The following is a 23,631-nucleotide window of genomic DNA, read 5'->3' as shown; positions in this document are numbered from 1 at the left end:
CCGTCGCGGTCGCCGCCGACCCACGAGCCGATCCGCACGAAGGCGGGGACGACGGGGGCGCTGGCACCCGAGTCCTCTCCCCGGAGCGCGTCGTCGATGCGACGGTACACATGAGGCACCGTCGTGAAGAGCGTTTCGTCGAAAACGCCCATCACGGTGCGGACCTCGTCTGTCGGAGACGGCTTCTGGGAACGCAGCGGAGCGGTGCGCCAGAGCGTGTCGATCTCCTCCAGCATCCGTCGGCGGGCACGGTGCTCTTCCGATCCGCCCTCGCTCGCGGCGTCGTGCTGCGTGAGCAGCTCCGACAGGCGGCGGATGCTCGACGAGACCGCACGGCGGCGGGCCTCGGTCGGGTGCGCGGTGAAGACCGGGTGGAAGCGGAGGCCCTCCAGGCGGCGGCGCGCCTCGTCGTCGCCGACCTCGGTGCGCAGTCGGGCGTACGCGGTCGCGACGGTGTCGGCGGCGTCCTCACGTCCCGGCTGTCCGGCACGCTCGCGCAGCACGCGCACACGCTGGTGCTCCTCGGCGAGGTTGACCAGGTGGAAGTAGCAGGTGAAGGCGCGGGCGACCTCGTCGGCCCGCTCGACCGTGAACGACTCGGCGATCGCCGCCGCGCGCTCGAACGCGTCGGGGGTCTCCTCGTCGTAGGCCTGGATCGTCGCGAGTCGCAGCCGTTCGACGTCTTCGAAGAGGCCGTCGCCGCCGGCTTCGCGCAGCACCTGCCCGAGCAGCTGCCCGAGCATCCTGACGTCTGTGCGCATCGCATCCGGGATGCCGCGGCCGGCTTCGAAGCGGCCGATCACGCGGATGGCCTCGGTGTTCGTGGGCTCGGAGAAGGAGTGTGCGGGGGTCACCCTTCGAGAGTATCCCTCGGGGAAGGGGTGTCCTGCACGCATGACGGACTGCGTCCGGGCACGGGATCGAGAGAAGCACCGGGGCTTCCCGGCGACCTACGATGGGAGGAATGCGCATCTCAGCGAATCCCCTCCGCGGACAGCAGTTCCCTGCCGTCCTCCTCCTCGTCGCGGCCGGGCTCGGGCTGCTCCTCGCGAACCTCCCGACGCACGACGCGCTCGCCGCCTTCCTCGACTTCCACATCGCGATCCCCGGCACCGCTCTCGACCTGTCCATCGCGCACTGGGTGTCCGACGGTCTTCTCGCCGTCTTCTTCCTCGTCGTGGCCATCGAGCTGCGTCACGAACTGACCCACGGCGAGCTCGACTCCCCACGCAAGGCCGTGCAGCCCGCGATCGCGGCAACCGGAGGCGTGCTCGTCCCGATCGCGGTCTACCTCCTGATCGCCGGCGGCGACGGCACCACGGCGCCGGGCTGGCCCATCCCCACGGCGACCGACATCGCCTTCGCCCTCGGGGTGCTGGCGATGTTCGGCAAGGGGCTGCCGTCGCGGGTGCGCGTCTTCCTGCTCGCGCTGGCCATCCTCGACGACATCATCGGCATCATCTTCATCGCGGTGCTGTTCGCCGAAGACGTGCAGTGGCTGCTGTTCGGCCTCGCGATCGTCGGCGTCGCGGTGTTCTGGGCGCTGAGCCGGCTCCTGCACGCCAAGGGGCACCCGCTGATCGCGGTGGCGATGGTCCTGGTCGGCGTGCTCACCTGGGGCCTGGTCGCTTCCTCCGGCATCCATGCCACGATCGCCGGTGTGCTGCTGGGCCTTGTGATGTCGCCCGTTCCCGCCGGTCGCACCCGGCATGCGCTCGAACCGACCGTGAACGGTGCGATCCTGCCGCTGTTCGCGTTCGTCGCGGCGTTCGTCGTGATCCCCGCCGTGTCGATCACGCAGCTGTCGCCGGCGTTCTGGGCCATCGTTGTGGCCCTGCCCGTGGGCAAGATCATCGGCATCTCGCTGTTCGGCTGGCTGGCGATGCGCATCCGCCCGAAGGGCGCCGATCCGGCGCTGCCGTTCGCCGACATCCTCGCCGCGGGAGCCCTCGGCGGCATCGGCTTCACGGTCTCTCTGCTGCTGGCGAATCTCGCCTTCGCCGACGACGGCGGCATCAGGGACCAGGCGATCCTCGGCGTGCTCGTGGGGTCGCTGATCGCTCTCGTGTTCTCCGGGATCATCGTGTCGCTGCGGGCCCGCTGGTACCGTCGGGTCGCATCCGCAGCATCCTGAGAGGCATCATGACGGGAAGTCCGACTCGGGGCCTCTCCGCGCCCGACCGATTCGAGGAGGAAGCGTGAGCGCTCAGCCCGAGACCGATGCCGGCGTCGACGACGCACAGGATCCGCTCCGTCAGGCCGCCGACACCATGCACGCGGTCAGGGACCGCTGCGTGTGGTCGCAGCAGATCACGCACCGCGACCTCGTGCCGTACCTCATCGAGGAGTCGCACGAGGTGATCGACGCGGTCGAGGCCGGCAGTCGCGACGACCTTCGCGAGGAGCTGGGCGATCTGCTGTGGCAGGTGCTGTTCCACTCCGCCATCGCGGCTCAGGACCCGGATGATCCGTTCGACATCGACGATGTGGCGCGCACGCTCACCGAGAAGATGGTGCGTCGCCATCCTCACGTGTTCGCCGGGGAGGTCGCCGACACCCCCGAACAGGTACTGGTGCACTGGAACGCGGCGAAGGCGGCCGAGAAGCGCACGCGACGCAGCGTGCTCGACGGTGTGCCGCGGGGGATGCCGGCGCTCGCGCTCGCGCAGAAGCTCGCGGGCCGCGCCGCCGGTGCGGGCGTGACGATCGACCCGACACCGGCCGCCGTCTCGCCGGACTCGGAAGCGGAGCTTGGCGAAGCGCTCCTCACCCTCGTCGCGACGGCGCGCGCCGAGGGCTGGGATGCCGAGCGGGCGCTGCGCGAGCGGCTGCGGGTGCTCGAAGACGACGTGCGCGCGGCCGAAGCCGCCTCCTGACGCCCGGCGCGACGACGCCGACAGACCTGGGAAGATGGAACCGTGGCTACCGTGAATCCGCCGCGCGGCATGCGCGACATCCTCCCCGCCGACAAGGCCCGCCGTGAGCGTGTGCTCTCCGTCATCCGCGAGCGCTACCTCGCACACGGATTCGACGAGATCGAGACGCCCGTCGTCGAGGACTACGAGCGACTGCATGCCGGTATCGGCGGCGACAACGAGAAGCTCTCGTACAACATCCTGCGCCGTGGTCTCGATGCCGATGCGATCCGCGCCGCCGCCGACGACCCGGCCGCGCTCTCCGATCTCGGCCTCCGGTACGACCTGACCGTGCCGCTCGCGCGCTTCTACGCGAGCAACCGTGGTCAGCTCCCTACCGTGTTCCGCTCGATCCAGATCGGTCCGGTCTGGCGCGCCGAGCGTCCGCAGAAGGGCCGCTACCGTCAGTTCGTGCAGTGCGACATCGACATCATGGGCGATGACTCCTCGCGCGCCGAGGCCGAGCTGATGGTCGCCTCGCTCGACGCCGTCGACGCGCTGGGCCTCGAGGGCGCGACCGTGCGCATCAACGACCGCCGGGTGCTGGATTGGATGCTCGACAGCTTCGGGTTCACGGCGGAGGAGCGCCCAGGGGTGCTCATCACGATCGACAAGCTCGACAAGATCGGCCCCGAGGGGGTGGCGACCGAGCTGCGGGAGCGCAGTGCCTCGACTGCGGCCGCCGACGCGTTCGACGCCTTCCTGCGACGTCCGCAGACCATGGAGTACCACCCGTTCGGCGAGCGGCAGATCCGCAAGGCGCTGCCCGAGGGGGCACCGGCCGAGCTGATCGAGCACCTGGTCGGCATCGGCGAGGCCGTGGCCGCGGGGCGCGGGCAGTCCGACATCCCGCTCGTCTTCGATCCGTTCCTCGTGCGTGGCATGGGGTACTACACGGGCACGATCTTCGAGCTCGCGCACCCCTCCGTCGGGTACTCGCTCGGTGGCGGCGGCCGGTACGACGGCATGATCGGGCGCTTCCTCGGGCAGCAGGTACCGGCGGTGGGCTTCTCGCTCGGATTCGAACGCCTGGTCGACTTGATCGCCGATGAGGCCGATGCCGGGGCGCAGGCGGTCGTGCTCATCCACGATGCCGAAGTTCCGGTGCACGAGCTGGTCCGGCACAAGGCGGCACTGATCGCCGGCGGGGCCAGGGTGCGGCTCGAGCGACGCACCAAGAACGTCAAGGCGCTGCTGGAGCGATCGGCTGCCGACGGCTACACCGCCTTCGCGACCGTCTCCGCCGGTGCCGGCGAGCTGGAGCTCAAGCCGCTCTCCTGACGAGCCGGGGTCGTCGCCGGATCCCGTTCACGCCGCGTTCACGGTGTCGGGATGGAATCAGGGCGTGAGCCGCTTCCGCATCCCCGTTCTGGCCGGGGCGACACTCGTCGCGCTCCTCATCGGCTTCCGGCTCGTGCTCGGCCGACAGGCGGCGCTCGCGCGACGGCGGATCGGGAAGCCGCTGGGGGAGGAAGCACTCGATGCGGATCGCCTCTGGCGTCGAGGTCTCGACGGAGCGCCCCTCGACCTGCTGGTGCTCGGCGACTCGATCGCCGCGGGCCTCGGGGCCGAGCATCGCAAGGAGACGCTCGGCGGGCGTCTGGCGAAGTCGACCGGACGCCGGATGCACCGCCCCGTGAGGCTGCGCACGGCGGCAGTGGTCGGTGCGGAGTCGCCCGATCTCCCCGCTCAGCTCGACGCCCTGCCCGCCGAGTACCGCCCACACGTGGCCGTGATCGTCGTCGGAGGGAACGACGTGACCCACCGGCTGCCGGTGGGGCTGTCCGCGCAGCATCTGCACGAGACGATCCGCCGGCTGCGCGAGATGGGTGCCGAGGTCGTCGTGGGCACCTGCCCCGACCTCGGTGCGTTGCGCGCCGTGCCGCAGCCCCTCCGGCGGATCGCGTCGAGCCTGTCGCGCCGTCTCGCTGAGATCCAGGACGAGACGGCCCGACAGGCGGGCGCCGAGCCGGTGGATCTGCGCCACGCGGTGGGATCGATGTTCTTCGACGAGCCCGAAGCGATGTTCAGCCTCGACCGCTTCCATCCGAGCGCGCTCGGGTATCGCCGCACAGCCGAGGCGCTGCTGCCGGCGGTGTATCGCGCGGCGGAGAGGTCGCTCAGCTCGCGCCATCCGTCGGCTCCGCGCTGAACGACGCAGCCCATTCGGCCACCCGGCGGCTGCTCTCCTCGTCGGAGATGTCCTCGACACGGGTCATGACCGACCAGCGCACACCGAACGGATCGCGGATGCTGGCGAACCGGTCGCCCGAGACGAAGGGCGCGGGCGCTTCACGCACGGCCGCTCCCGCGGCGACGGCCTTTTCGACGACCGCATCGACGTCCGAGACGTACAGACCCATGGAGTAGCAGTCGTCGTCGCCGTCGGGGGAGCGCACGAGGTGGTAGTCGGGGTTCGGCTCTCCGAGCTGGAGCAGGCCGAGACCGAAGTCGAGGTCGGCGTGCGCGACCACGCCGCCGAACTCCGTGACGTCGATGACGCGGGCGCCGAAGACGTCGCGGTAGAACTCGATCGCCTGCTTCGCGTCGGGGATCGCCAGGAAGGGCGTGAGGGAGGTGGCGCTGTTCGGGCGCCCGTTCGTCGTGTATGTCCCGTTCGCCCCGGTCGTCGGGGCGTTCGCGGTGGTGTCGTTCGTGGTGTCGTCAGTGCTCATGCCGCCACGTTAGGCGGGTCGGGATGGCGGTGGCTTGAAGATCTGCGACAGCATCCGGATGTCGGGTCCGGAGCCTACGCTGGGGCTATGGTGAACCCGAGCCGCGGTGTGCTGTATCCCGCACGTCTGCCGCAGTTCCATCGGTTGCCGGCACCGTCGTCGGTGGCGGATCTGGTCGCGTGGTTCTGGATTCCGGAGTGGGACATCGAGCCCGGGCGCTCGTCGCGGCAGGAGGTGGTCGCCTATCCGGCGCTCAACCTCGTCGTCGATGCGGATGCCGTGACGCTGTCGGGCGCGACCACCCGCCTGTCCCACCGCGATCTGCGGGGGAGTGGATGGGCTGTCGGTGCCCTTCTGCGACCGGCAGCAGTCGTCGCGCTGATCGACGATCCGTCATCCCTGGTCGACGCGGAGCGGGTGCTCGACGCGGGAGAGGACGTCGCCGACCTCCGCCGTGCCGTGGCCGACGCGATGGAGGCGGGTGAAGGGCGCCGGGAACGGGCGGTCCAGGCTCTCTCCCGGTGGCTCGAGAAGCGTGTGGGACCGGTTGGCGAACCTGCACGCCAGGCCGATGCCGCCATGGAGGTGCTGATGGGAGACGGGGCCGCCCTCACCACAGAGGAGGCCGCCACACGCCTGGCGGTCTCGGTGCGGACCCTGCAGCGCATGACGCACCGCCACGTCGGGCTCTCGCCGGCCGCGATGATCCGGCGTCGGCGCCTGCAGGAGGCGGCGCAGCGGGTACGCGACGAGCCGGGAGTCGACCTGGCTTCGATCGCGGCAGAACTCGGGTACGCCGATCATGCGCATCTCACGCGGGACTTCCAGGCTGTGCTCGGCATCGCGCCGCGGGTGTACCGTTCCGAGACGCGCGGCTGAGATCGGACAGGCGGAGCCCCGGAGTCGCGAGAGCTCGACCCCGAGGAGCTCAGCGCCCGAGGAGTTCAGGCCCGTGTGAGCCGCAGACGCAGCAGGCGGTATCCGATGCCGAGCAGCACGACGGCGGTGCCGATGATCGACGCGAACACGGGCAGGGTGTTCACCAGGACCAGGCATCCGAGGGCACCGAGAACCTGCAGCGCTCGCGGGTAGCGTCGCGCGCTCCCGCGCTGCCGGAAGGCCGCGGCGTTCGCGATGAGGTAGTAGAGGAGGACACCGAAGGAGGAGAAGCCGATGGCACCGCGCAGGTCGGCGACGAGCACGATGGCGATCACGATGAGGGCGATGGCGATCTCGGCACGCTGCGGAACCTGGTGGTTCCGATCGATCTTCGCGAGGAACCGCGGAACATCGCCCTCGCGGGCCATCGCCAGGGTCGTGCGGCCGATTCCGGTCAGCAGCGCCAGGAGCGCGCCGAGCGAGGCGGCAGCCGCGGCCACGCGGAGCACCGGAATCCACACCGACGCACCGGCTGCGGCGAGCAGATCGACCAGCGGCGCCGTCGCCCCGATCGCCTCGGCGCCGAGCACGAGCACGACGACCGACCCGACCAGTGCGTACACGACGACGGCGCCGCCCAGGGCGAACACGATCGCACGGGGGATCGTGCGGGTGGGGTCGACGACCTCTTCGCCCATCGTCGCGATGCGCGCGTATCCGGCGAACGCGAAGAACAGCAGCCCGGCTCCCTGGAGCACCCCGTAGACCGTCGCCTCGGGCAGCGGAGGAGGAGAGGCCGTCGGGGCGGCCGCGATGCCGAACCCGACCGCGACCGCGAGCCCGAGCAGCGAGCACACCACGAGGATGCGGGTGACCAGTGCTGTGCGGGTCACACCGAAGCAGTTCACGACGGCGAGAAGCACGACGGCCGAGACGGCGACGGGCACCTGCCAGCCGGCGGGGGCTGCATAGGCGGCGAACGTCATGGCCATGGCCGCGCAGCTCGCGATCTTGCCGATCACGAAGCTCCACCCCGCGATGAAGCCCCACCAGGGGCCGATCTCGGCGCGGGCATAGGCATACGTGCCGCCGGCGACGGGGTGGGCGGCGGCGAGTTGCGCCGACGAGGTGGCGTTGCAGTACGCGACGACGGCGGCGATCGCGAGGGCGATGAGGATCCCGCTCCCGGCGACCCCGATCGCGGGTGCCCACACCGCGAAGACGCCGGCGCCGATCATCGATCCGAGGCCGATGGCGACGGCATCCGCGAGTGTCAGGCGACGGGCGAGGGGCATCCCGTCATCGTGGCACGCGGCGGTGAACGGCGGGTGACGCCGCCGCGTGCGCCCGGGCCGTCACCGCGGCAGGCAGGGTGAGGGTGGCGGGATCGGAGCCTCCCACGCGCACGGTCTGCTCGCTGGCGATCAGGCGCGAGTGATCGCGCACCGGATCATCCGTGCCGGGGTTGCGCAGATGCAGCGGGTGGGCGCCGGACGACACCTGCACGCGCAGACGCGACCCTGCGGCGAAGCGGTGGGCAAGGGGGGCGAGTTCGAGCCGGATACGGCCGGTCTCGTCGGTGCCGGTGTCCTCGGGCGAGAGACGTCGATACCCGTCGGTGACCGCTCGGGAGACGCCCCTGGAGTCGACCTCGCAGAGACGCACGAACAGGTCGGCTCGAGGATTCGACGATGCGAGACGCAGGGCGACCTCGGGCACTCCGATGACGAGCAGGTCTTCCGGAAGTGGATCACCGGTGAACACGAGGACATCGTCCCGGCGTTCGCGGACGCTCTGTCTGCGTCGCCCTGCGGAGAAGGGATTGAGCGTGCGTCCGCCTCCGTCCGGCGTCGGGTCCGCAGGGTCGTAGCGGTATGTCAGCTCGGTGGTGGGGCGCTCGACACCGCTTCGGTCGAGTCGTCCGTCGGCGGTGAGGGCCATCGACATCGCCGAATGCGGCGGGGGCCAGCTCTCCAGCTCCCTCGGGCCACCGCCTCCGGTCACGTCGAGACGTACGCCCTCCGCGGCGGCGTCCGCGCGGAAGGAGCGCAGTACCTCGCGGGCGCCGATCACCGTGATCTCGGGGGCGCCGTGCACCCAGTCGCCGATGATGAGGCACACCGGGCGCCCCGCATCGCGGAGTGCGGCGTAGTCCGCCAGCTGACCGACCAGGAACAGGTCCTGCCATCCAGCCACGAGAGTGACCGGCGGGATGCTCTCGACGTCCTGTGCGAAGTGCATCGGCTCCCACCAGGCGTCGCCTTCGTCGCTGTGCTCGACCCAGTCGCGGAAGAACTGCGGGTCCGCGCCACGTGCCACGCGCACCGCGTCTGCAGGCGGGATCGCGAGCGCACCCCGACGGAAGGCGTGGCGGGCGCGCAGCAGTGCCCACGCCTTCGACGGCAGCGACCGCTCCTGGATGTCCAGCGCGTACGCCCACGTGAGCGGCGTGTCGATCGAGAATCCGCCGCCCGGGTAGAGGATCGCGTCGTCGAACCGCCGCGCCGAGATCGCGATGCCCAGGGCGTCCGGACGCACGTCGCCGTCGCAGTAGGCCCACTGGGTCACGCCGAAGTAGCTTCCGCCCCAGGAGTGCACGCGTCCTGTCGCCCACGGCTGCGCGCGCAACCACCGCATCGTCGCCTGCCCGTCGGAGACCTCGTCGTGCAGCGGGTCGAACACTCCTCCCGACCCGAACGTGCCCCGGCAGCTCTGCACCACGACATGGTGCCCGCGTTCGGCGAGGAACAAGGCCACCCCGGCGATGCCGTCACGCCCGTACGGGGTGCGGATCAGCACCGTGTGCCCGTCGGATCCCTCCGCATGCCAGTGGTCGGTGAGGAGTGCGGCTCCGTCGTCCGCCGAGACCGGGATGTCGGCCGTGCGCGTGACCTTCCGGTGCGTCTGCGGGGGCATGTCGACGGACCGGGAGAGGCGTCGGTACTCCCGGCGGGCTGTGCCGCCGAGACGGGGAGCATCGGTCATCGCACGCCCTTCACTCTGGTGACCGCGAATGCGGCGATCACGGCCATCACGACCGCGCCGATGTAGAGGGCCGCGAAGTTCTCACCTGTCGGCGAGCCTATGCGGGTGGCGAAGAATCCGAAAACGGGCACGAGGATGCCCGGCAGCAGATAGGCGAGGGCCACGATGCCGAGATCCTTGCCGGCGTCATCCACGGAGGGGAGGCACTCCGTCATCAGGGCGACATCGGCCGCGATGTAGGCGCCTTGACCGGCCCCGACGACTGCGATCCCGACGAGGAAGAACGCGATGTCGCCGAAGGAGATCGCCAGTATCAGGCCTCCCGCGCTGGCGAGTGCGCCGATGACGACGCTCGGCTTGCGGCGGCCCGTGCGATCGGAGATCACCCCGAACACGAATGCCATCACCAGGTTCATGAGCGTGAAGGCCGCCGTGGCCTGCGTCTGCACCGCGGCGATCTCCGTCGGGTCGTCGATGCCGAAACGGCCCGAGATCGTCAGGTAGAGGTAACTCGTGACCGACACGATCGATGCGGTCATGAAGAAGCGGCACAGCCAGGCCCAGGCGAAGTCGGGGTAGCGGCGCGGGCTCAGCCAGAACGTCGCCAGAACGGCGTTCCAGTCCATCGGGTCGGCGGGCTGCCGGCGACGGATGTCCTTCAGCGTGAAGAACAGCATCAGTGCCAGGAGCACGGAGAACCCGCCGGGGATCAGGAACATGCCGACCTGGCCGATCGGGGCGACCACTCCGGCGAGCGAGACTCCGCCGAGGATCCCGATCGCGGTGGCGGCCCCCGTGACGGCCGACATGATGGCGCGGATGCTGCGGCGGATCTGGTCGGCGAACAGCGTGTGGACCGTCATCGACACGGCGCCCCAGCCGACCAGGACCAGGATGGTGCCGGCTCCGAGCACGAGGAGGGAGGGGGCGGTCGCCTGCACGACGTACCCGGCCAGGGCGATCAGCGAGCCGGAGAGGATCCAGGGGCGGCGGATGCCGAGGCGGGACATCGATCGATCGCTCAGGCGACCGAAGATCGGCGTCGTGATGAGGATGGCGGCGCCGCCGAGCGTGAGGATGATGCTGAGGTCGCCCGTCGCCTGGTCGGGGTCCCACTCCTTGAGGAGCTGGGGGATCGCGACGCTGGCGACGCCCTGGGCGATGCCGGATCCGAGCCACGCGAGCACGAAGGCGATCCAGAACCAGCGTGTCTGGCGCTGACCGGGGATCGCGTCGGTGATGAGTGGCGGAGCGGGGTCTGCGGGGAAGACAGGATCGACTGCGTGGGTGGACATCATCGTCTCCGGATCTCGGTCGGGGTGGGGAAGGGTCACAGGTGCGCGCCGGTCGTCGTCACTGCATCCGCGGGGAAGTGGCCGGCGGAGCGGTAGGCATCGGCGAGTTCCCGGACGAAGACGTCGCGCCACTGGCGTGCCCCCTCCCACCGGCCGGTCAGGCCGGGGGAGGCATGGTCGTGGCCGGCGCCGATGCGCAGGACCACGGGGACTCCGGCCTCGTGCAGCGCGTCGGCGTACGCCGTCGCGCCGTCCAGGAGGGGATCGAATTCGGCGGCGAGGATCAGGGCGGGAGCGAGGTCGCGGTGATCCGGCGCGTCCAGCGGAGAAGCGTCGGCGAGGGGAGCGCCGGAGCGATAGACCTCGGCGAGGCGCATGGCCGCTTCCCAGTCCGCGGCGGCGAGGCGGCGGGGCATCGATGCACCGACGAGGCGCAGCGCGGCCGGAAGCACTTCGAGTGCCTGGTGGTGCAGAGATGTTCCGGCGTCGCGCTCGCGCAGCGCGGCGGAGGCCGCGATGGTCGCGCCGGCGGAGTTGCCGCCCACGCCCAGCCGATCCGCATCGATCGCGAGCTCGTCCGCGCGTTCGCGCAGATCCGCCAAGGCCGCGACGGCGTCGTCGACCGGAGCGGGGAACGGGTGCTCGGGTGCCAGCCGGTATTCGAGCGACATGATCTGGACGCCGGAGCGCAGTGCGCGATCCGCACAGAGTCGATCGTTGAGCGACTCGTCGATCGTGCCGCCGGTCCAACCGCCGCCGTGCAGCCACAGCATCGTGGGGAGGGCGCCCGGCGCGGCTGCGGTGCGGAACCGTCGGGCGCGCAGCGGACCTTCCCCTCCCGCCACCGTCAGGTCGTCGATCTCCACGCCCGAGGGAACCGGGGCGGTGAATTCGGAGGCCAGGAGGTCGCTCAGCTCCCGCTGCGCCCGGCGACGCGCACCCATGGCGGGCGACTCCAGCTCGGGGAGTGTCGCGGAGAGCTCGCGGATGCGCTGGATCCACTCCAGGATCGCCGGACTCAGCGGCGGCTCGTGCTGCTCCTGGTCGCTCATGACGGCGTCCTTCCGTGGAGGGTGCGCAGCTCGGAGACGACCAGGCGATGCGCGGCATCCGCTGCGGGCACGAATCCGGTCGAACCGAGCGAGCCGTGCGTCTGCCCGATGAAGCGCATCGCGGTCACCGGGACCCCGGAGGCGGAGAGCGCTCGGGCATAGGCCTCTCCGTCGCCGCGCAGGGGGTCGAGCTCGGAGGTGAGGATCACGGCGGGCGGAAGCCCCTCGTGCGATGCGGCCCGCAGTGGGGACGCATACGGGAGGCGAGCGGCCGCGGCATCCTCGCCGACATACTGCCGGACCAGGGTGCGGCCGACCGCGCGCACGATGACTCCCGGCATCCGCGCATCGATGCCGGCCATGTCGGCATGACCCATGGTCAGGTCGAGTGCGGGGTTCTCCAGCAGCTGCAGGGCGATCGGATGCGCCGAGCGATCGCGGTTCATCAGCGTCACGGCTGCGGCGAGGTCGCCTCCCGATGAGGCCCCGCCCACGGCGAGGCGGTCCGGCGATGCCCCCAGCTCCGTCGCGTGGGTGTGCGTCCACTCGAAAGCCGCCCAGCACTGCTCCGGTTGGGTCGGGAACTGCTGCTCCGGGGCGTGGGCGTAGTCGGCGGCGACGATCACGATCCCCGCATCCCGTGCTCGGGCTCGGAACCGCGCGTCCCACGAGACCCAGTCGATCCCGGCGATCGTGAATCCGCCGCCGTAGAAGTACACCAGCGCGGGGAGGCCCGAGCCGGGTGGCGTGCGCTCCTCGCCGGGCCAGTAGACGCGCACGCGTACGTCGGGGTGCCCGTCGACCGGAACGATGTGCTCCTCGGCGGCGGTGGGGAGCGGCGTGATCCCGAGCGCGGCGCTCACGGTGTCGTCGTTCCTGGCAGCGACCCGGCGTCGTCCTGCGGGGTCTGCGGGTTCCTCCTCGAGCAGAGGCGCGACCCGCTCCTCCCACGCCGCCACGGCGCTGTCGAGGGTCGGGCGCCGGAATCGGGACCGCGGTGTCGGCATCGGGCATCTCCTTCGACGGTTCCGCACCGGTGGGTTCCGACCGGGGCGGGTTCCGACCTAGTCTGAGGAATCGAAGAACTTCGATGAAGAAGGGAGGTCCGAGCATGCGCGCACGACCGGGACGGGTCACCATCTACGACGTCGCGGAGCGCGCGGGAGTGAGCATCTCCACCGTGTCGCTGGCGGTGAGTGCGCCGCACAGGGTGCGACCCGAGACCCGCGAACGCATCGTCGCCGCGGCCACCGCGCTCGGGTATCGGATGACGCAGGGGCGGCGCGTGGGGGCCGCGCGCATCGCGGTCGCTGCACCGTTCACGACCTACCCCTCGTACCTGCGTCGCCTGTCCGGGATGCTCCGCAGGGCCAGGGATGCGGCGGTCGACATCATCCCCTACGACCTCGATTGGGCGGCGGCCGCCGATGAGCCGCTGCTCGACGTGCTGCCCACGCGCACGGACGCCACCGGCCTCGTGGTGATGGGGGTTCCGCTCGGCGGCGCGGCACGACGGGCGAGCAGGGCCGCGCGCATCCCGGTGGTCCACGTCGACGTGGTGCCGACGCGGTCGGACGTGGGAGGCCCGGTCGTCCTCGTCGACGACCGTGACGGCGGTGCGCAGATCGGCCGCCACCTCGCCGGCCTCGGACATCGTCGTGTCCTTTTCGTGCATGAGCCGCAGCGCTCGCCGGCCTACGTGTCGGCCGGAATGCTCCGTATCGAAGGGCTCACGCAGCACCTGGCGATGACCGACCTGGCGGTCGCCGATCCCTCCGCGGTCGACGGCCGGGTGATCGCTGCGGCCCGCGCCGCGGGTGCGACGGCGATCGTCGCGAACCACGACCAGTTCGCCGCCGCGGTGCTGTCGGCGTTGCGCGCGGACCCCGGCACCGCTCCGCTCGCGGTCGTCGGGTACGACGACGGCGAGGTCGCTGCGGCGCTCGACCTCACGACCGTGCGGCAGCCGTTCGAGGAGAGCGGTCGCACGGCTCTGGAGCTCGTCCTCGGACTGGTGTCGGGCGCATCGACCGCGCACGACACCGTGCGCCTCGCCCCCACCCTGATCGCGAGGGCGTCGACGCTCGCCGGCGGGATCAGCCCCGCGAAGCGGTGACGCGCTTCTTCTCCCGGATGTAGACCTCGCGGCGCACCTTCGCGACGACGTCGCCCTCACGGTCGGTGATGACGGTCTCGAACCACTCGAGCACCTTGGCTCCTCCGCGTGCACGCTCGCGGATCTCCTCCGCCTTCTCCTTCGACACCTCGAACTCGGCGGTGAGCACGCCCCGGCCGGGCTTGAGGAACTCGATCTCGCCGCGGGTGTCCCACACGACGTGGTCGCGTCCGAGCTGGTGCATGACCAGCATGAAGAAGTACGGGTCGGTCATCGCCGACATCGAGCCGCCGAACGCTGTCCTGACGTAGTTGCGGGTGAAGACGTTGACGTGCAGCTCGACGGTCGCGTGCGTCCAGTCCTCGCTGAAGCGGCGGATGCGGATGCCGCTGAAGAGGTTGGGGATCCACAGGCTCATGCCGATCGCGAGACGGCGGGGAGTGATGCGCATGAAGGCCAGTGTGCGGCACCAGGGCGGAAGCGACGAAGACGTCTGGAGGGTTGGCACAGTTGTTATAGTTCGCATAGAATAAGTAGCGATTCCAGGAGAGGAGGGTCGGATGCTCATCCGCGTCGATCCCGACAGCCCCCGCGCACTCTACGACCAGGTGGCGGCCTCCATCCGCTCCGACATCCTCACCGGGGTCCTCGCCCCCGGCGACCGCCTTCCCGCGGCCCGCGACGTCGCCGAAGCGCTCGACATCAACCAGCACACCGTCCTGCACGCCTACCAGCGGCTGCGTGATGAGGGGTTGGTCGATCTGCGTCGCGGCAGAGGAGCGGTCATCGCGGTCTCGGCTGCGCCCCTCGCCGAACTCGCTCACGACATCGACGAGCTGGTGCGCCGTGCCGCAGCCCTCGGCGTCTCCGCCGACACGCTCGCCGGCATCGTCCATGCGCACCGTGACGCCCGATCCGATCTCGATCGTTCTGATCCCGACCGCCCCGACAGCCGCGAGGAGGACTCGCCATGACCATCCACGACCTCACCCGCACGCCGCCTCCGTTGCTGCGACGCGCTCGGCTGACCTTCTTCGTCGTCGCGGTGATCCTGCCGATCGTGATCACCGCCGTCGCCGTCGTGATCCTGCTCGCCTGGCTGCCCACGCTGCCGCCACAGGTGGCGACCCATTGGGGTGTGAGCGGCGCCGACCGGTTCGGCCCGCCGTCCGTGTATCTCTGGATCCTCGTCGGGGTCGGGCTCGGCTTGCCGGCTCTGATGGCGATCGTCACCCTCGCTTCCGTCGGTGCGCACTGGGGCGGGGCGGCCCGGCTGATGGGCGCACTCTCCGCGGGGATGTCCGCCTTCGCGGCCGTGATGAGCCTCGGATCCCTCGCGATCCAGCGTGAGCTCGCCGACCCTGCGGAATCGCCCGGCATCGGGGGCACCATGGCACTCGCGTTCGTCGCACTCCTTCTGGTCGGCGGCATCGCCTGGGCCGTGCAGCCGCGCGTGCGGCCGGAGCAGGGGCGCACGCTCGAACCCCGCTACTCGGTGCACGTCGCGAAGGGCGAACGCGTCGTGTGGGTCGCCACGACGACGATGCCGCGCGGCGCGCTCGCCTTCCTGCTGTTCTTGCTCCTCGGTCTCGTCGCGCTCGCCGCGTACATGCTCGGCACCGGCGTCGAGGGTGGCTGGATCGTCGCGCTGGTCGTGGTCGTCGTGGGCTTCGCCCTCGCGGCGACCGCCTCGTTCCGCGTCACGGTCACACCGGAGGGCTTCTCCGCTCGTGCCCTGCTGGGCTGGCCGCGCATCCGTGTCCCGCTCGACGAGGTCGAGTCGGCGCGCGCTGTCGACATCTCCCCGTTCGGCGAGTTCGGCGGCTGGGGATGGCGCATCGCCGTCGACGGGCGCACCGGGATCGTCATGCGTCGCGGATCTGCGATCGAGGTCACCCGACAGGGCCGGCGACCCTTCATCGTCACCATCGACGGCGCGGAAGAAGCCGCGGCGCTGCTCCAGGCCTATGTCGACCGCGCGCGGACCGTGGCCATCCCCTCGACCGATCGATCGACGGACTCCGGAAAGGAGACCTCATGAACGACCAGACCCTGAACCCGCGCCGTGTGCCGTGGACCGCGGTGATCGTCTTCGTGGCGGTCTCCTTCGTCCTCTCCTGGCTGGTCGCCCTGCCCCTGTGGCTGGGCGACGGCCTCGCCGAGCCGAGCTCGGTGTTCCTGCTGCCGGTGATGATGTTCACGCCTGCGGTGGCTGCTCTCATCGTCACCTTCGCGATGGGCGTCCCGGCACGCGGGCTTCGTGCTCGATTCCTCGGACTGTGGCCGCTCCGCCCCGCCACGCGTGTGATCTGGCTCATGGTCGCGGGATGGCTCGTACCGCCGCTGCTGGTGGGGCTCGGCGTCCTGCTCTCCGCCGCGCTCGGCTTCGTGCAGATCGACCTGACGTTCTCGGCTCTCGCAGCCGAGCTCGAGAAGGCGGTTCCGGCGGGCGCGCCACTGCCGCCTGTGCAGGTCGTCGTGTTCGCGCAGCTCGCGATGATCCCCGTCGGCGCGCTGTTCAACAGCCTCTTCGCGTTCGGCGAGGAGCTCGGCTGGCGGGGGTGGCTGCTTCCGGCGCTGCGTCCGCTCGGCACGTGGCCGGCTCTGATCCTCAGCGGCGTGATCTGGGGCGTGTGGCACAGCCCGATCATCCTGCTCGGCTACAACTTCGGGCGCACCGACATCACGGGCATCCTGTTCATGATCGGTGGATGCGTGGCCTGGGGCGTCCTGCTCGGCTGGCTGCGGCTGCGGTCCGCATCGGTGTGGCCGGCGGTCATCGCGCACGGATCTCTGAACGCCGCGGCGGGGCTCATCCTCATCGTCGCCGCGACGCAGCCCGACCTGGCGTTGGCGGGACCACTCGGCGTCGCGACCTGGGTCGTCCTCGCGCTCGTCGCGGTGGTGCTGCAGCTGACGGGACAGTTCCGTGCCCAGCCCGAGCTCGCCGACGCGTCGGGACGGCTGCTCTCGGCGCCGCGGCCTTGACGGAGGGCGGCGCCGGGGGTTGGCTGAGGCCATGGAATCCACCCCCGCCGCCTGGTCCGACGCCGACACCTTCCTCTCCGACCTGCTCGTCGGTCCCGATCCGGCGCTGGAGTCGGCCCTCACTGCGCAGCGGGCCGCCGGCCTCCCGGAGATCGAGGTCGCGCCCGTCGCCGGCAAACTGCTGAACCTGCTGGTCCGCATCAGCGGCGCGCGCCGCGTGCTCGAGATCGGCACGCTCGGCGGCTACTCGACGATCTGGCTCGCCCGCGCCGTCGGCGCCGAAGGACGGGTCGTGACGATCGAGGCGGAATCGGACAACGCGGTGGTCGCCCGTGCCAGCATCGACGCCGCGGGGGTCGGTGATCGCGTCGACATCCGGGTGGGGAGGGGAGCGGACGTGCTGCCGACCCTGGTCGGCGGATTCGATCTGGTGTTCATCGACGCCGACAAGGAGTCGAACACGATCTACCTCGATTGGGCGGCGAAGCTCGGGCACCCCGGCACGGTGATCGTGCTCGACAACATCGGGCGTGAGGGCGAGATCGTCCGCGACGACAGCACCGATCCCAAGGTCGTGGGCACCCGCGACGGACTGCGGATGCTGGGGGAGGATCCGCGCTTCGATGCCACGGCTCTGCAGACCGTGGGCGTGAAGGGATGGGACGGCTTCGCGATCGCCGTGGTCGTCTGACGTTCGGGGGCTTCCCGCCGCGGTCGATTCGCGTCCGGGCGAGTCCCGGAGTCCGTCGGGAGGCCGGGCTAGACTGGGCGCGGATCGACGACGCTCCACACAACGTTTTCCCCCTGAGCAAGGAGCACATCAGTGGCACTGATCGAGGCTGTAGGCGCACGCGAGATTCTCGACTCGCGCGGAAACCCGACCGTCGAGGTGGAGGTCCTCCTCGACGACGGCATCGTGCAGCGGGCGGCCGTTCCGTCCGGCGCATCCACGGGCGCGTTCGAGGCGTACGAGCTCCGCGACGGAGACAAGAGCCGCTACGGCGGCAAGGGCGTGCTGAAGGCCGTCGAGGCCATCATCGATGAGCTCGGACCGGCGATCGAGGGTGTCGAGGCGAGCGAGCAGCGCATCGTCGACGAGATCCTGATCGATGTCGACGGCACCGAGAACAAGAAGCGCGTCGGCGCCAACGCCATCCTCGGCGTGAGCCTGGCCGTGGCCAAGGCCGCCGCGGACTCGGCCGACCTCCCGCTGTTCCGCTACCTCGGCGGCCCGAACGCGCACGTGCTGCCCGTTCCGCTGTTCAACGTCATCAACGGTGGCGAGCACGCCGACAACGGCATCGACATGCAGGAGTTCTTCCTCGCGCCGATCGGCGCCGAGACCTACTCCGAGGCACTCCGGTGGGGTGTCGAGACCTACCACGTGCTGCGCGCCGAGCTGAAGGCCGCCGGCTACGCGACCGGTCTTGGCGACGAGGGCGGCTTCGCTCCCGACCTGCCCAGCAACCGTGAGGGCCTCGACTTCCTGGTGAAGGCGATCGAGAAGGCCGGGTTCACGCCCGGAACCGACATCGCCCTCGGGCTCGACGTCGCCGCGACCGAGTTCTTCAAGGACGGCGTCTACCGTCTCGACAACAAGGACTGGGACGCCGCCGCGCTCACCGAGTACTACGTCGGACTCGTGAACGACTTCCCGATCGTCACGATCGAAGACGCTCTCGCCGAGGACGACTGGGACAACTGGAAGCACCTCACCGACGTCCTGGGCTCCAAGGTCCAGCTGGTCGGCGACGACCTGTTCGTCACAAACCCGCAGCGTCTCGCCGACGGCATCAAGCGTGGCGTCGCCAACTCGCTGCTCGTCAAGGTCAACCAGATCGGCACGCTCACCGAGACGTTCGACGCCGTCAGCCTGGCGCAGCGCTCCGGGTACACGGCGATGCTCTCGCACCGCTCGGGCGAGACCGAGGACACCACGATCGCCGACCTGGTCGTCGCGACCAACGCGGGCCAGATCAAGGCGGGCGCCCCTGCCCGCAGCGAGCGTGTCGCGAAGTACAACCAGCTGCTGCGCATCGAGGAAGAGCTCGGCGACGCCGCGGTCTTCGCCGGCCGCTCGGCGTTCCCGCGCTACCAGGCCTGAACGCACGACACATCGAAGAAGCCGCCGACACGGCGGTGAACACCGCCGCTGACCCGGCACGACGAAGGAGGAGCCGTGGCACGACGACCGGCTCCTCCTTCGTCGTCTCCGCGCGCGGAGCCGACGCCCTCGCCCACGACGAAGGGCGCGAAGCCCAGGGCGCAGGCAGCGACGACGTCGTCTCGACGTGCGTCGAGCGCGTCCCGAGGCGCGGCGCCTCGCGTCGACGTCCGCGAGTGGGCATCCGGCATCCGGCTCTCGGCGTTCTCCGTCATCATGCTCTCTCTCGTGGTGCTGGGAGCCTGGGTGCTCGTGCCCACGCTCGGGACCTTCATCGATCAGCGTCAGAAGATCGCTGCTCTCGAGGCATCGGTGAAGGTGAGCGAAGACCAGATCGAGGCGCTCGTCGCGGAACGCGAGCGTTGGAACGACCCCGCGTACATCGCCACCCAGGCCCGCGAACGCCTCTACTACGTCAAGCCCGGCGAGGTCGTCTACCTGGTCGACAACGACCTCGACCCCGCAGCGCTTCCGCGTGAGCAGGACCCCGTGAGCGAGTCGCTCGTCGAGACGCCGACGGACTGGATGCCGCAGTTGCTGCGCACCGTGGTCTCGACCGGGCTCAGCGACACGGCCGCCGTCGCTCCCTGAGCATTCGCTCCGAGCATCCTCCCTGGCGGCTCCCCTACGCTGGTGGGGTGACCACGCCGCCGTTCCCCGCCCCCACGCTCGTCGAACTCGCCGTCGTATCGGCTCAGCTCGGTCGTCCCGCCCGAGGCGTGGTGGGCATCGCGGCCCGCTGCGTGTGCGGCAACCCGACGGTCGTCGCGACCACCCCGCGTCTGCCGGACGGCACGCCGTTCCCCACGTTCTACTACCTGACGCACCCGGCGGCGACCGCGGCGATGTCGACGCTCGAGGCCACCCAGGTGATGCCGGAGCTCGCCGCCCTCCTCGCCGACGACGAAGACGTGGCCGCGGCCTACCTCGCAGCCCATGAGGCCTATCTCGCCGACCGTGGGCAGTTCGGCGAGGTCTCGGAGATCGAGGGCATCTCCGCCGGAGGCATGCCCACGCGTGTCAAGTGCCTGCACGCCCTGGCCGGACATGCCCTGGCTGCGGGCCCCGGGGTCAACCCGATCGGCGACGCCGCACTCGCACGCTCCTCATGGTCGCCCTCGGTCTGCCGCTGCGAAGACCCCGGTGCCGCCGTGCGCGACGGGGCGGCCCCCTCGGCATGACCGCGCGCCGGAAGCTGCGCAGCGCTGCCGCCATCGTGGTGGTCGCGGCGACCGTGCTGCTCATGGGCGCCTCCGCCACGCCGCCGCCGATCCCCGATGACCCCGCAGATCCGGTCCGCGCCTCGGAGTACTGGCTCGACGGCGCACGCATCCGCGAGGCCTGGCAGACGACCCGCGGCAAGGGCGTGACGATCGCGGTGATCGACACGGGCATCGGCAAGGTGCCGTCGGTCTTCGGCGACGCGGTCGTCGGGGGCACGGACGTGTCGGGGGCCGGTACTCCGGACGGACGCACCCCTCTGGGCGCCGTCGACGGCAACCATGGATCCTGGGTGGCTTCGCTGGCTGCCGGACGCGGTGCACCGGACGGAACGGGCATGATCGGCGTGGCTCCGGAGGCCAACCTGCTCTCGATCTCCGTGGGTTTCGGTGCGGCCGCGGCGGTGCCGTTCACGGAACAGGTGGCGAAGGGCATGAAGTGGGCCGTCGACAACGGGGCCGACGTCATCAACCTGTCGTTCACCACGAACACGCTCGATTGGGACGAGAGCTGGGACGAGGCGTTCCTGTACGCCTTCGAGCACGACGTGGTGGTGGTCGTCGCCGCCGGCAACCGGGGGAGCGGGACGAACATCATCGGCGCCCCGGCGACCATTCCCGGCGTGCTCACCGTCGGCGGCGTCGACCAGACGGGCACGGCCAGCATCGAGGCGTCGACGCAGGGCATCACGATCGGGATCTCGGCGCCCAGTGAAGGCCTGATCGGTGTCTCGGCCGACGGCTCGGTCGTCCCCTGGCGTGGCACGAGCGGTGCGGCGCCCATCGTCGCCGGAGTCGCGGCGCTGATCCGCTCGGCGCACCCCGACATCAAGGCGATCGACGTCATCAACCGCATCATCAAGACCGCGATTCCGGTCGACGATGCGATCAAGCCCCAGGATCCGCTGTACGGGTACGGGCTGGTGGATGCGGCGGCGGCGATCTCTGCGAACATCCCCGCGGTGAGCGAGAACCCCATGGGAGACCTGGCGGAGTGGATCCGCGTGTTCCGCCGTGCGCAGTCGGAACCGCAGCCGGTGGAGACGAGGACCCCGGTCGCCGTTCCCCCTCTTCCGGCCGCAGACGCTCCGACCGAGGCCGGTTCACCGTTGCTTCCCAGCGCGGATTCACTGCGCTACGGTACCCTGCCGCTCATTGCGCTCACCGTCCCTGGTATCCTGGTAGCGCTTGGCGTCACCGCAGCTGCCCGGCGCATCCGATCGGCGCGCATTTCCGTACGCCACACCCCCGACTCCGAGGAGTAGTTCTTCTGTGCCTCAGAACAGCACTGTGCCCAAGATCCTGATCGTCGGCGGAGGGTACGCGGGTTTCTACACCGCGTGGAAGCTCGAGAAGCACCTGCGCAAGGGCGAAGCCGACGTGACCATGGTCGACCCGCTGCCGTACATGACGTACCAGCCGTTCCTGCCCGAGGTCGCCGCCGGCTCCATCGAGGCGCGACACTCGGTGGTCGCGCACCGTCGTCACCTCAAGCGCACGAACGTCCTCACCGCCAAGGTGACGAACATCAACCACGCGCAGAAGGTCGCGACCATCACGCCGCCCGTGGGTGAGCCGTATGAGTTCGCGTACGACCAGATCGTGGTCACCGCCGGTGCCGTGTCGCGTACCTTCCCGATTCCCGGCATCGCCGACAACGCGATCGGTCTGAAGACGATCGAAGAGGCCGTCGCGATCCGCGACAAGGTCATGTCGAACTTCGACAAGGCCGCGTCCCTCCCGGCCGGCCCTGAGCGCGACCGTCTGCTGACCGTCGTGGTCGTCGGCGGTGGCTTCGCCGGCATCGAGGTGTTCGCCGAGCTGCGTTCGCTGGCGTCCGCGCTGGTGGCCAAGTACCCGCAGATCAGCTTCGACGACACGCACTTCCACCTCATCGAGGCGATGGGCCGCATCATGCCCGAGGTCTCGCTGCAGACCAGCGAGTGGGTGCTCAAGGACCTGGCCAAGCGCGGAGCCAACGTGCACCTCGACACGCAGCTGACCAGCGCCGTCGACGGCAACGTCGAGCTTTCCACCGGTGAGGTCATCCCGACCGACGTCATCGTGTGGACCGCGGGTGTCATGGCCAACCCGACCGTCGTCCGCGGCGGAGACCTGCCGGTCGAGGAGCGCGGTCGCATCCAGACCCGCGCCGACCTGCGCGTCGGAACGCCGGAGGCGTTCGTCGAGGGAGCGTGGGCGGCCGGTGACGTCTCGGCCGTTCCCGACCTCTCCGGTGGTGGAGTCGGCGGCTTCTGCGTGCCGAATGCCCAGCACGCGGTCCGCCAGGCCAAGCTGCTCGCGAAGAACCTCGTCGCGGTCCTCCGGGGAGAGAAGCCCAAGGAGTACTTCCACAAGAACCTCGGTGCCGTCGCCGGCCTCGGCCTTTACAACGGTGTCTTCCAGTCCGGCAAGATCGCCCTCAAGGGTTTCGTGGCCTGGGTCGCGCACCGCGGCTACCACGGTCTCGCGATGCCCACGTGGGAGCGCAAGTTCCGCGTCATCTGGGGCTGGTGGAACAACCTGTGGCTCGGCCGCGACCTGGTGAACCTCGAGACCGTGCAGAACCCGCGCTACGTCTTCGAGGAGTTCGCGGCGCGCCCGCGCCCGGCTGCTCCGGCCGCGCCCGTGGCAGATGCTGCTCCGGCTGCGAAGGCTGCTCCGGCTGCGAAGAAGTCGGCGGCCAAGGCCGCTCCGGCCGCATCGGCCGAGGTGACGGAGAAGCCGGTCGCGAAGAAGCCGGCGGCGAAGAAGCCCGCCGCGAAGAAGCCCGCCGCCGAGAAGGCTCCCGAGCCGGCCGAGGCTGCCGCCAAGTAGCAGACACGCTCGCACACGAACATCGGCCCCACGCGCTCCGCGTCGGGGCCGATGTTCGTCTCTGCGGGGCGGCTCCGAGGTCATGCATAGGTACGGCCGGTATCGTCACGCGAGCAAGGGGAGTACTCCCGAATGCGGCGACGTCGTCATTACGAGCACGAGATCGTGCTCCGGCCCGCCGGCCCGTGAGGGTGGAGGAGACCTTGGCACCCGCATCGCGGGCTGCCGAGAGAACCCTGCCGTCGTCCCGGCGTCGTGGATCCGCGGTGGTCCGCACCACGAAAGGGACCACTCATGGGAAAGCTCTCCCGACTGATCGGAATGGCGTCCGAAGCACTCGAGAAGAACGCCGGCACCGGGCGCGACCCTCACGCGGCCGACCGATCGCGCTCGCAGGACGGGTCCCGGTCGACGGACTGGGGAGGCATGCTCCGTGGTGCCGTCGACGCGGTCCGCGGTCCGGCCGACCCCGCACGGTCGTCGGGCCAGGGCAGGCCTTCGCCGGCCGACCCGTACGCGCCGCCG

23 protein-coding genes and 1 pseudogene are annotated in these 23,631 nt (G+C 70.5%); 16 read left to right on the top strand and 8 right to left on the bottom strand.

Annotated elements, in window-relative coordinates; all coding sequences use genetic code 11:
- Positions 1-854: phosphoenolpyruvate carboxylase (locus B2869_RS04090; RefSeq protein WP_292763101.1), on the bottom strand; the 854-nt coding region annotated here is incomplete at its 3' end.
- A gap of 110 nt (positions 855-964) precedes the next feature.
- On the opposite strand from B2869_RS04090, the gene nhaA reads away from it, so the two are divergent.
- The 4 genes from nhaA (at position 965) to B2869_RS04070 (ending at position 5,067) form a co-directional block, all read left to right on the top strand.
- A complete protein-coding gene (gene nhaA / locus B2869_RS04085; RefSeq protein WP_292763098.1) occupies positions 965-2,134 on the top strand; it encodes a Na+/H+ antiporter NhaA in 1,170 nt (389 codons plus the stop codon).
- 136 nt (positions 2,135-2,270) lie between these two features.
- Positions 2,271-2,876 carry a MazG family protein gene (locus B2869_RS04080; RefSeq protein ID WP_292763122.1) on the top strand — a complete coding sequence of 202 codons (606 nt, stop codon included), beginning with the start codon at positions 2,271-2,273 and terminating at the stop codon, positions 2,874-2,876.
- A gap of 69 nt (positions 2,877-2,945) precedes the next feature.
- Positions 2,946-4,196 carry a histidine--tRNA ligase gene (gene hisS, locus B2869_RS04075; protein ID WP_292763120.1) on the top strand — a complete coding sequence of 417 codons (1,251 nt, stop codon included), beginning with the start codon at positions 2,946-2,948 and terminating at the stop codon, positions 4,194-4,196.
- A gap of 64 nt (positions 4,197-4,260) precedes the next feature.
- Entirely contained in the window at positions 4,261-5,067 is an 807-nt protein-coding gene (locus B2869_RS04070; protein WP_292763095.1) for an SGNH/GDSL hydrolase family protein, read from the top strand.
- Here the strand turns inward: B2869_RS04070 and B2869_RS04065 are convergent.
- Complete coding sequence (locus B2869_RS04065; protein ID WP_292763092.1) at positions 5,036-5,590, bottom strand: VOC family protein; 555 nt, start codon at positions 5,588-5,590, stop codon at positions 5,036-5,038. The genes B2869_RS04070 and B2869_RS04065 overlap by 32 nt on opposite strands.
- An 87-nt stretch (positions 5,591-5,677) precedes the next feature.
- Between B2869_RS04065 and B2869_RS04060 the strand changes: the two genes are divergently transcribed.
- Positions 5,678-6,469, top strand: a complete 792-nt coding sequence (locus B2869_RS04060) for a helix-turn-helix domain-containing protein (RefSeq protein WP_292763090.1) — start codon at positions 5,678-5,680, stop codon at positions 6,467-6,469.
- A 65-nt stretch (positions 6,470-6,534) separates the two neighbouring features.
- On the opposite strand, the gene B2869_RS04055 is transcribed toward B2869_RS04060, so the two are convergent.
- Genes B2869_RS04055 through B2869_RS04035 form a run of 5 tightly spaced genes read right to left on the bottom strand, consistent with a single transcriptional unit; the run spans position 6,535 to position 12,808 of the window.
- The gene (locus B2869_RS04055; RefSeq protein ID WP_292763087.1) at positions 6,535-7,764 is read right to left on the bottom strand and encodes an APC family permease; all 1,230 of its coding nucleotides are present in this window, start codon (positions 7,762-7,764) and stop codon (positions 6,535-6,537) included.
- A gap of 4 nt (positions 7,765-7,768) precedes the next feature.
- Entirely contained in the window at positions 7,769-9,454 is a 1,686-nt protein-coding gene (locus B2869_RS04050; protein ID WP_292763084.1) for a CocE/NonD family hydrolase, read from the bottom strand.
- On the bottom strand, positions 9,451-10,749 hold the full coding sequence (locus B2869_RS04045; protein ID WP_292763081.1) for an MFS transporter: 1,299 nt from the start codon (positions 10,747-10,749) through the stop codon (positions 9,451-9,453). Before B2869_RS04045 ends, B2869_RS04050 begins: the two co-directional genes overlap by 4 nt.
- A 35-nt stretch (positions 10,750-10,784) precedes the next feature.
- The gene (locus tag B2869_RS04040; RefSeq protein ID WP_292763078.1) at positions 10,785-11,801 is read right to left on the bottom strand and encodes an alpha/beta hydrolase fold domain-containing protein; all 1,017 of its coding nucleotides are present in this window, start codon (positions 11,799-11,801) and stop codon (positions 10,785-10,787) included.
- The gene (locus B2869_RS04035) at positions 11,798-12,808 is read right to left on the bottom strand and encodes an alpha/beta hydrolase (RefSeq protein WP_029260402.1); all 1,011 of its coding nucleotides are present in this window, start codon (positions 12,806-12,808) and stop codon (positions 11,798-11,800) included. The genes B2869_RS04040 and B2869_RS04035 overlap by 4 nt, the downstream gene beginning before the upstream one ends.
- Positions 12,809-12,912: 104 nt before the next feature.
- On the opposite strand from B2869_RS04035, the gene B2869_RS04030 reads away from it, so the two are divergent.
- Positions 12,913-13,917 (top strand): LacI family DNA-binding transcriptional regulator, encoded by a 1,005-nt coding sequence (locus B2869_RS04030; protein WP_292763073.1) that lies wholly within the window; start codon positions 12,913-12,915, stop codon positions 13,915-13,917.
- Here B2869_RS04030 and B2869_RS04025 read toward each other — a convergent pair.
- Positions 13,898-14,368 carry a PaaI family thioesterase gene (locus B2869_RS04025; protein ID WP_292763070.1) on the bottom strand — a complete coding sequence of 157 codons (471 nt, stop codon included), beginning with the start codon at positions 14,366-14,368 and terminating at the stop codon, positions 13,898-13,900. The two genes, B2869_RS04030 and B2869_RS04025, sit on opposite strands and share 20 nt — an antisense overlap.
- A gap of 109 nt (positions 14,369-14,477) precedes the next feature.
- Here B2869_RS04025 and B2869_RS04020 point away from each other — a divergent pair, with 109 nt between their 5' ends.
- The 10 genes and pseudogenes from B2869_RS04020 to B2869_RS03975 all read left to right on the top strand — a co-directional run.
- Positions 14,478-14,891 (top strand): GntR family transcriptional regulator, encoded by a 414-nt coding sequence (locus B2869_RS04020; RefSeq protein ID WP_292763067.1) that lies wholly within the window; start codon positions 14,478-14,480, stop codon positions 14,889-14,891.
- Positions 14,888-15,958, top strand: a complete 1,071-nt coding sequence (locus tag B2869_RS04015) for a DUF1648 domain-containing protein (protein WP_292763065.1) — start codon at positions 14,888-14,890, stop codon at positions 15,956-15,958. The genes B2869_RS04020 and B2869_RS04015 overlap by 4 nt, the downstream gene beginning before the upstream one ends.
- A complete protein-coding gene (locus B2869_RS04010) occupies positions 15,955-16,905 on the top strand; it encodes a CPBP family intramembrane glutamic endopeptidase (protein ID WP_292763062.1) in 951 nt (316 codons plus the stop codon). The genes B2869_RS04015 and B2869_RS04010 overlap by 4 nt, the downstream gene beginning before the upstream one ends.
- Positions 16,906-16,936: 31 nt before the next feature.
- Positions 16,937-17,596, top strand: a complete 660-nt coding sequence (locus tag B2869_RS04005; protein ID WP_292763060.1) for an O-methyltransferase — start codon at positions 16,937-16,939, stop codon at positions 17,594-17,596.
- Between the two features lie 132 nt (positions 17,597-17,728).
- The gene (gene eno, locus B2869_RS04000; RefSeq protein WP_021199527.1) at positions 17,729-19,009 is read left to right on the top strand and encodes a phosphopyruvate hydratase; all 1,281 of its coding nucleotides are present in this window, start codon (positions 17,729-17,731) and stop codon (positions 19,007-19,009) included.
- Between the two features lie 75 nt (positions 19,010-19,084).
- Positions 19,085-19,660 (top strand): FtsB family cell division protein, encoded by a 576-nt coding sequence (locus B2869_RS03995; RefSeq protein WP_292763056.1) that lies wholly within the window; start codon positions 19,085-19,087, stop codon positions 19,658-19,660.
- A 47-nt stretch (positions 19,661-19,707) separates the two neighbouring features.
- The gene (locus B2869_RS03990; RefSeq protein WP_292763053.1) at positions 19,708-20,250 is read left to right on the top strand and encodes a DUF501 domain-containing protein; all 543 of its coding nucleotides are present in this window, start codon (positions 19,708-19,710) and stop codon (positions 20,248-20,250) included.
- On the top strand, positions 20,247-21,554 hold the full coding sequence (locus B2869_RS03985) for a S8 family serine peptidase (RefSeq protein ID WP_292763051.1): 1,308 nt from the start codon (positions 20,247-20,249) through the stop codon (positions 21,552-21,554). The genes B2869_RS03990 and B2869_RS03985 overlap by 4 nt, the downstream gene beginning before the upstream one ends.
- Positions 21,555-21,579: 25 nt before the next feature.
- Positions 21,580-23,106 (top strand): NAD(P)/FAD-dependent oxidoreductase, encoded by a 1,527-nt coding sequence (locus B2869_RS03980; protein WP_292763118.1) that lies wholly within the window; start codon positions 21,580-21,582, stop codon positions 23,104-23,106.
- A gap of 294 nt (positions 23,107-23,400) precedes the next feature.
- A pseudogene (locus B2869_RS03975) lies at positions 23,401-23,631 on the top strand (cation-transporting ATPase); the annotation flags it as partial.

The sequence above is a fragment of the Microbacterium sp. UBA3486 genome (assembly GCF_002377845.1).
In the GTDB taxonomy this organism is placed as follows: domain Bacteria; phylum Actinomycetota; class Actinomycetes; order Actinomycetales; family Microbacteriaceae; genus Microbacterium; species Microbacterium maritypicum_A.
This window is presented reverse-complemented; position numbering and strand designations above follow the sequence as displayed.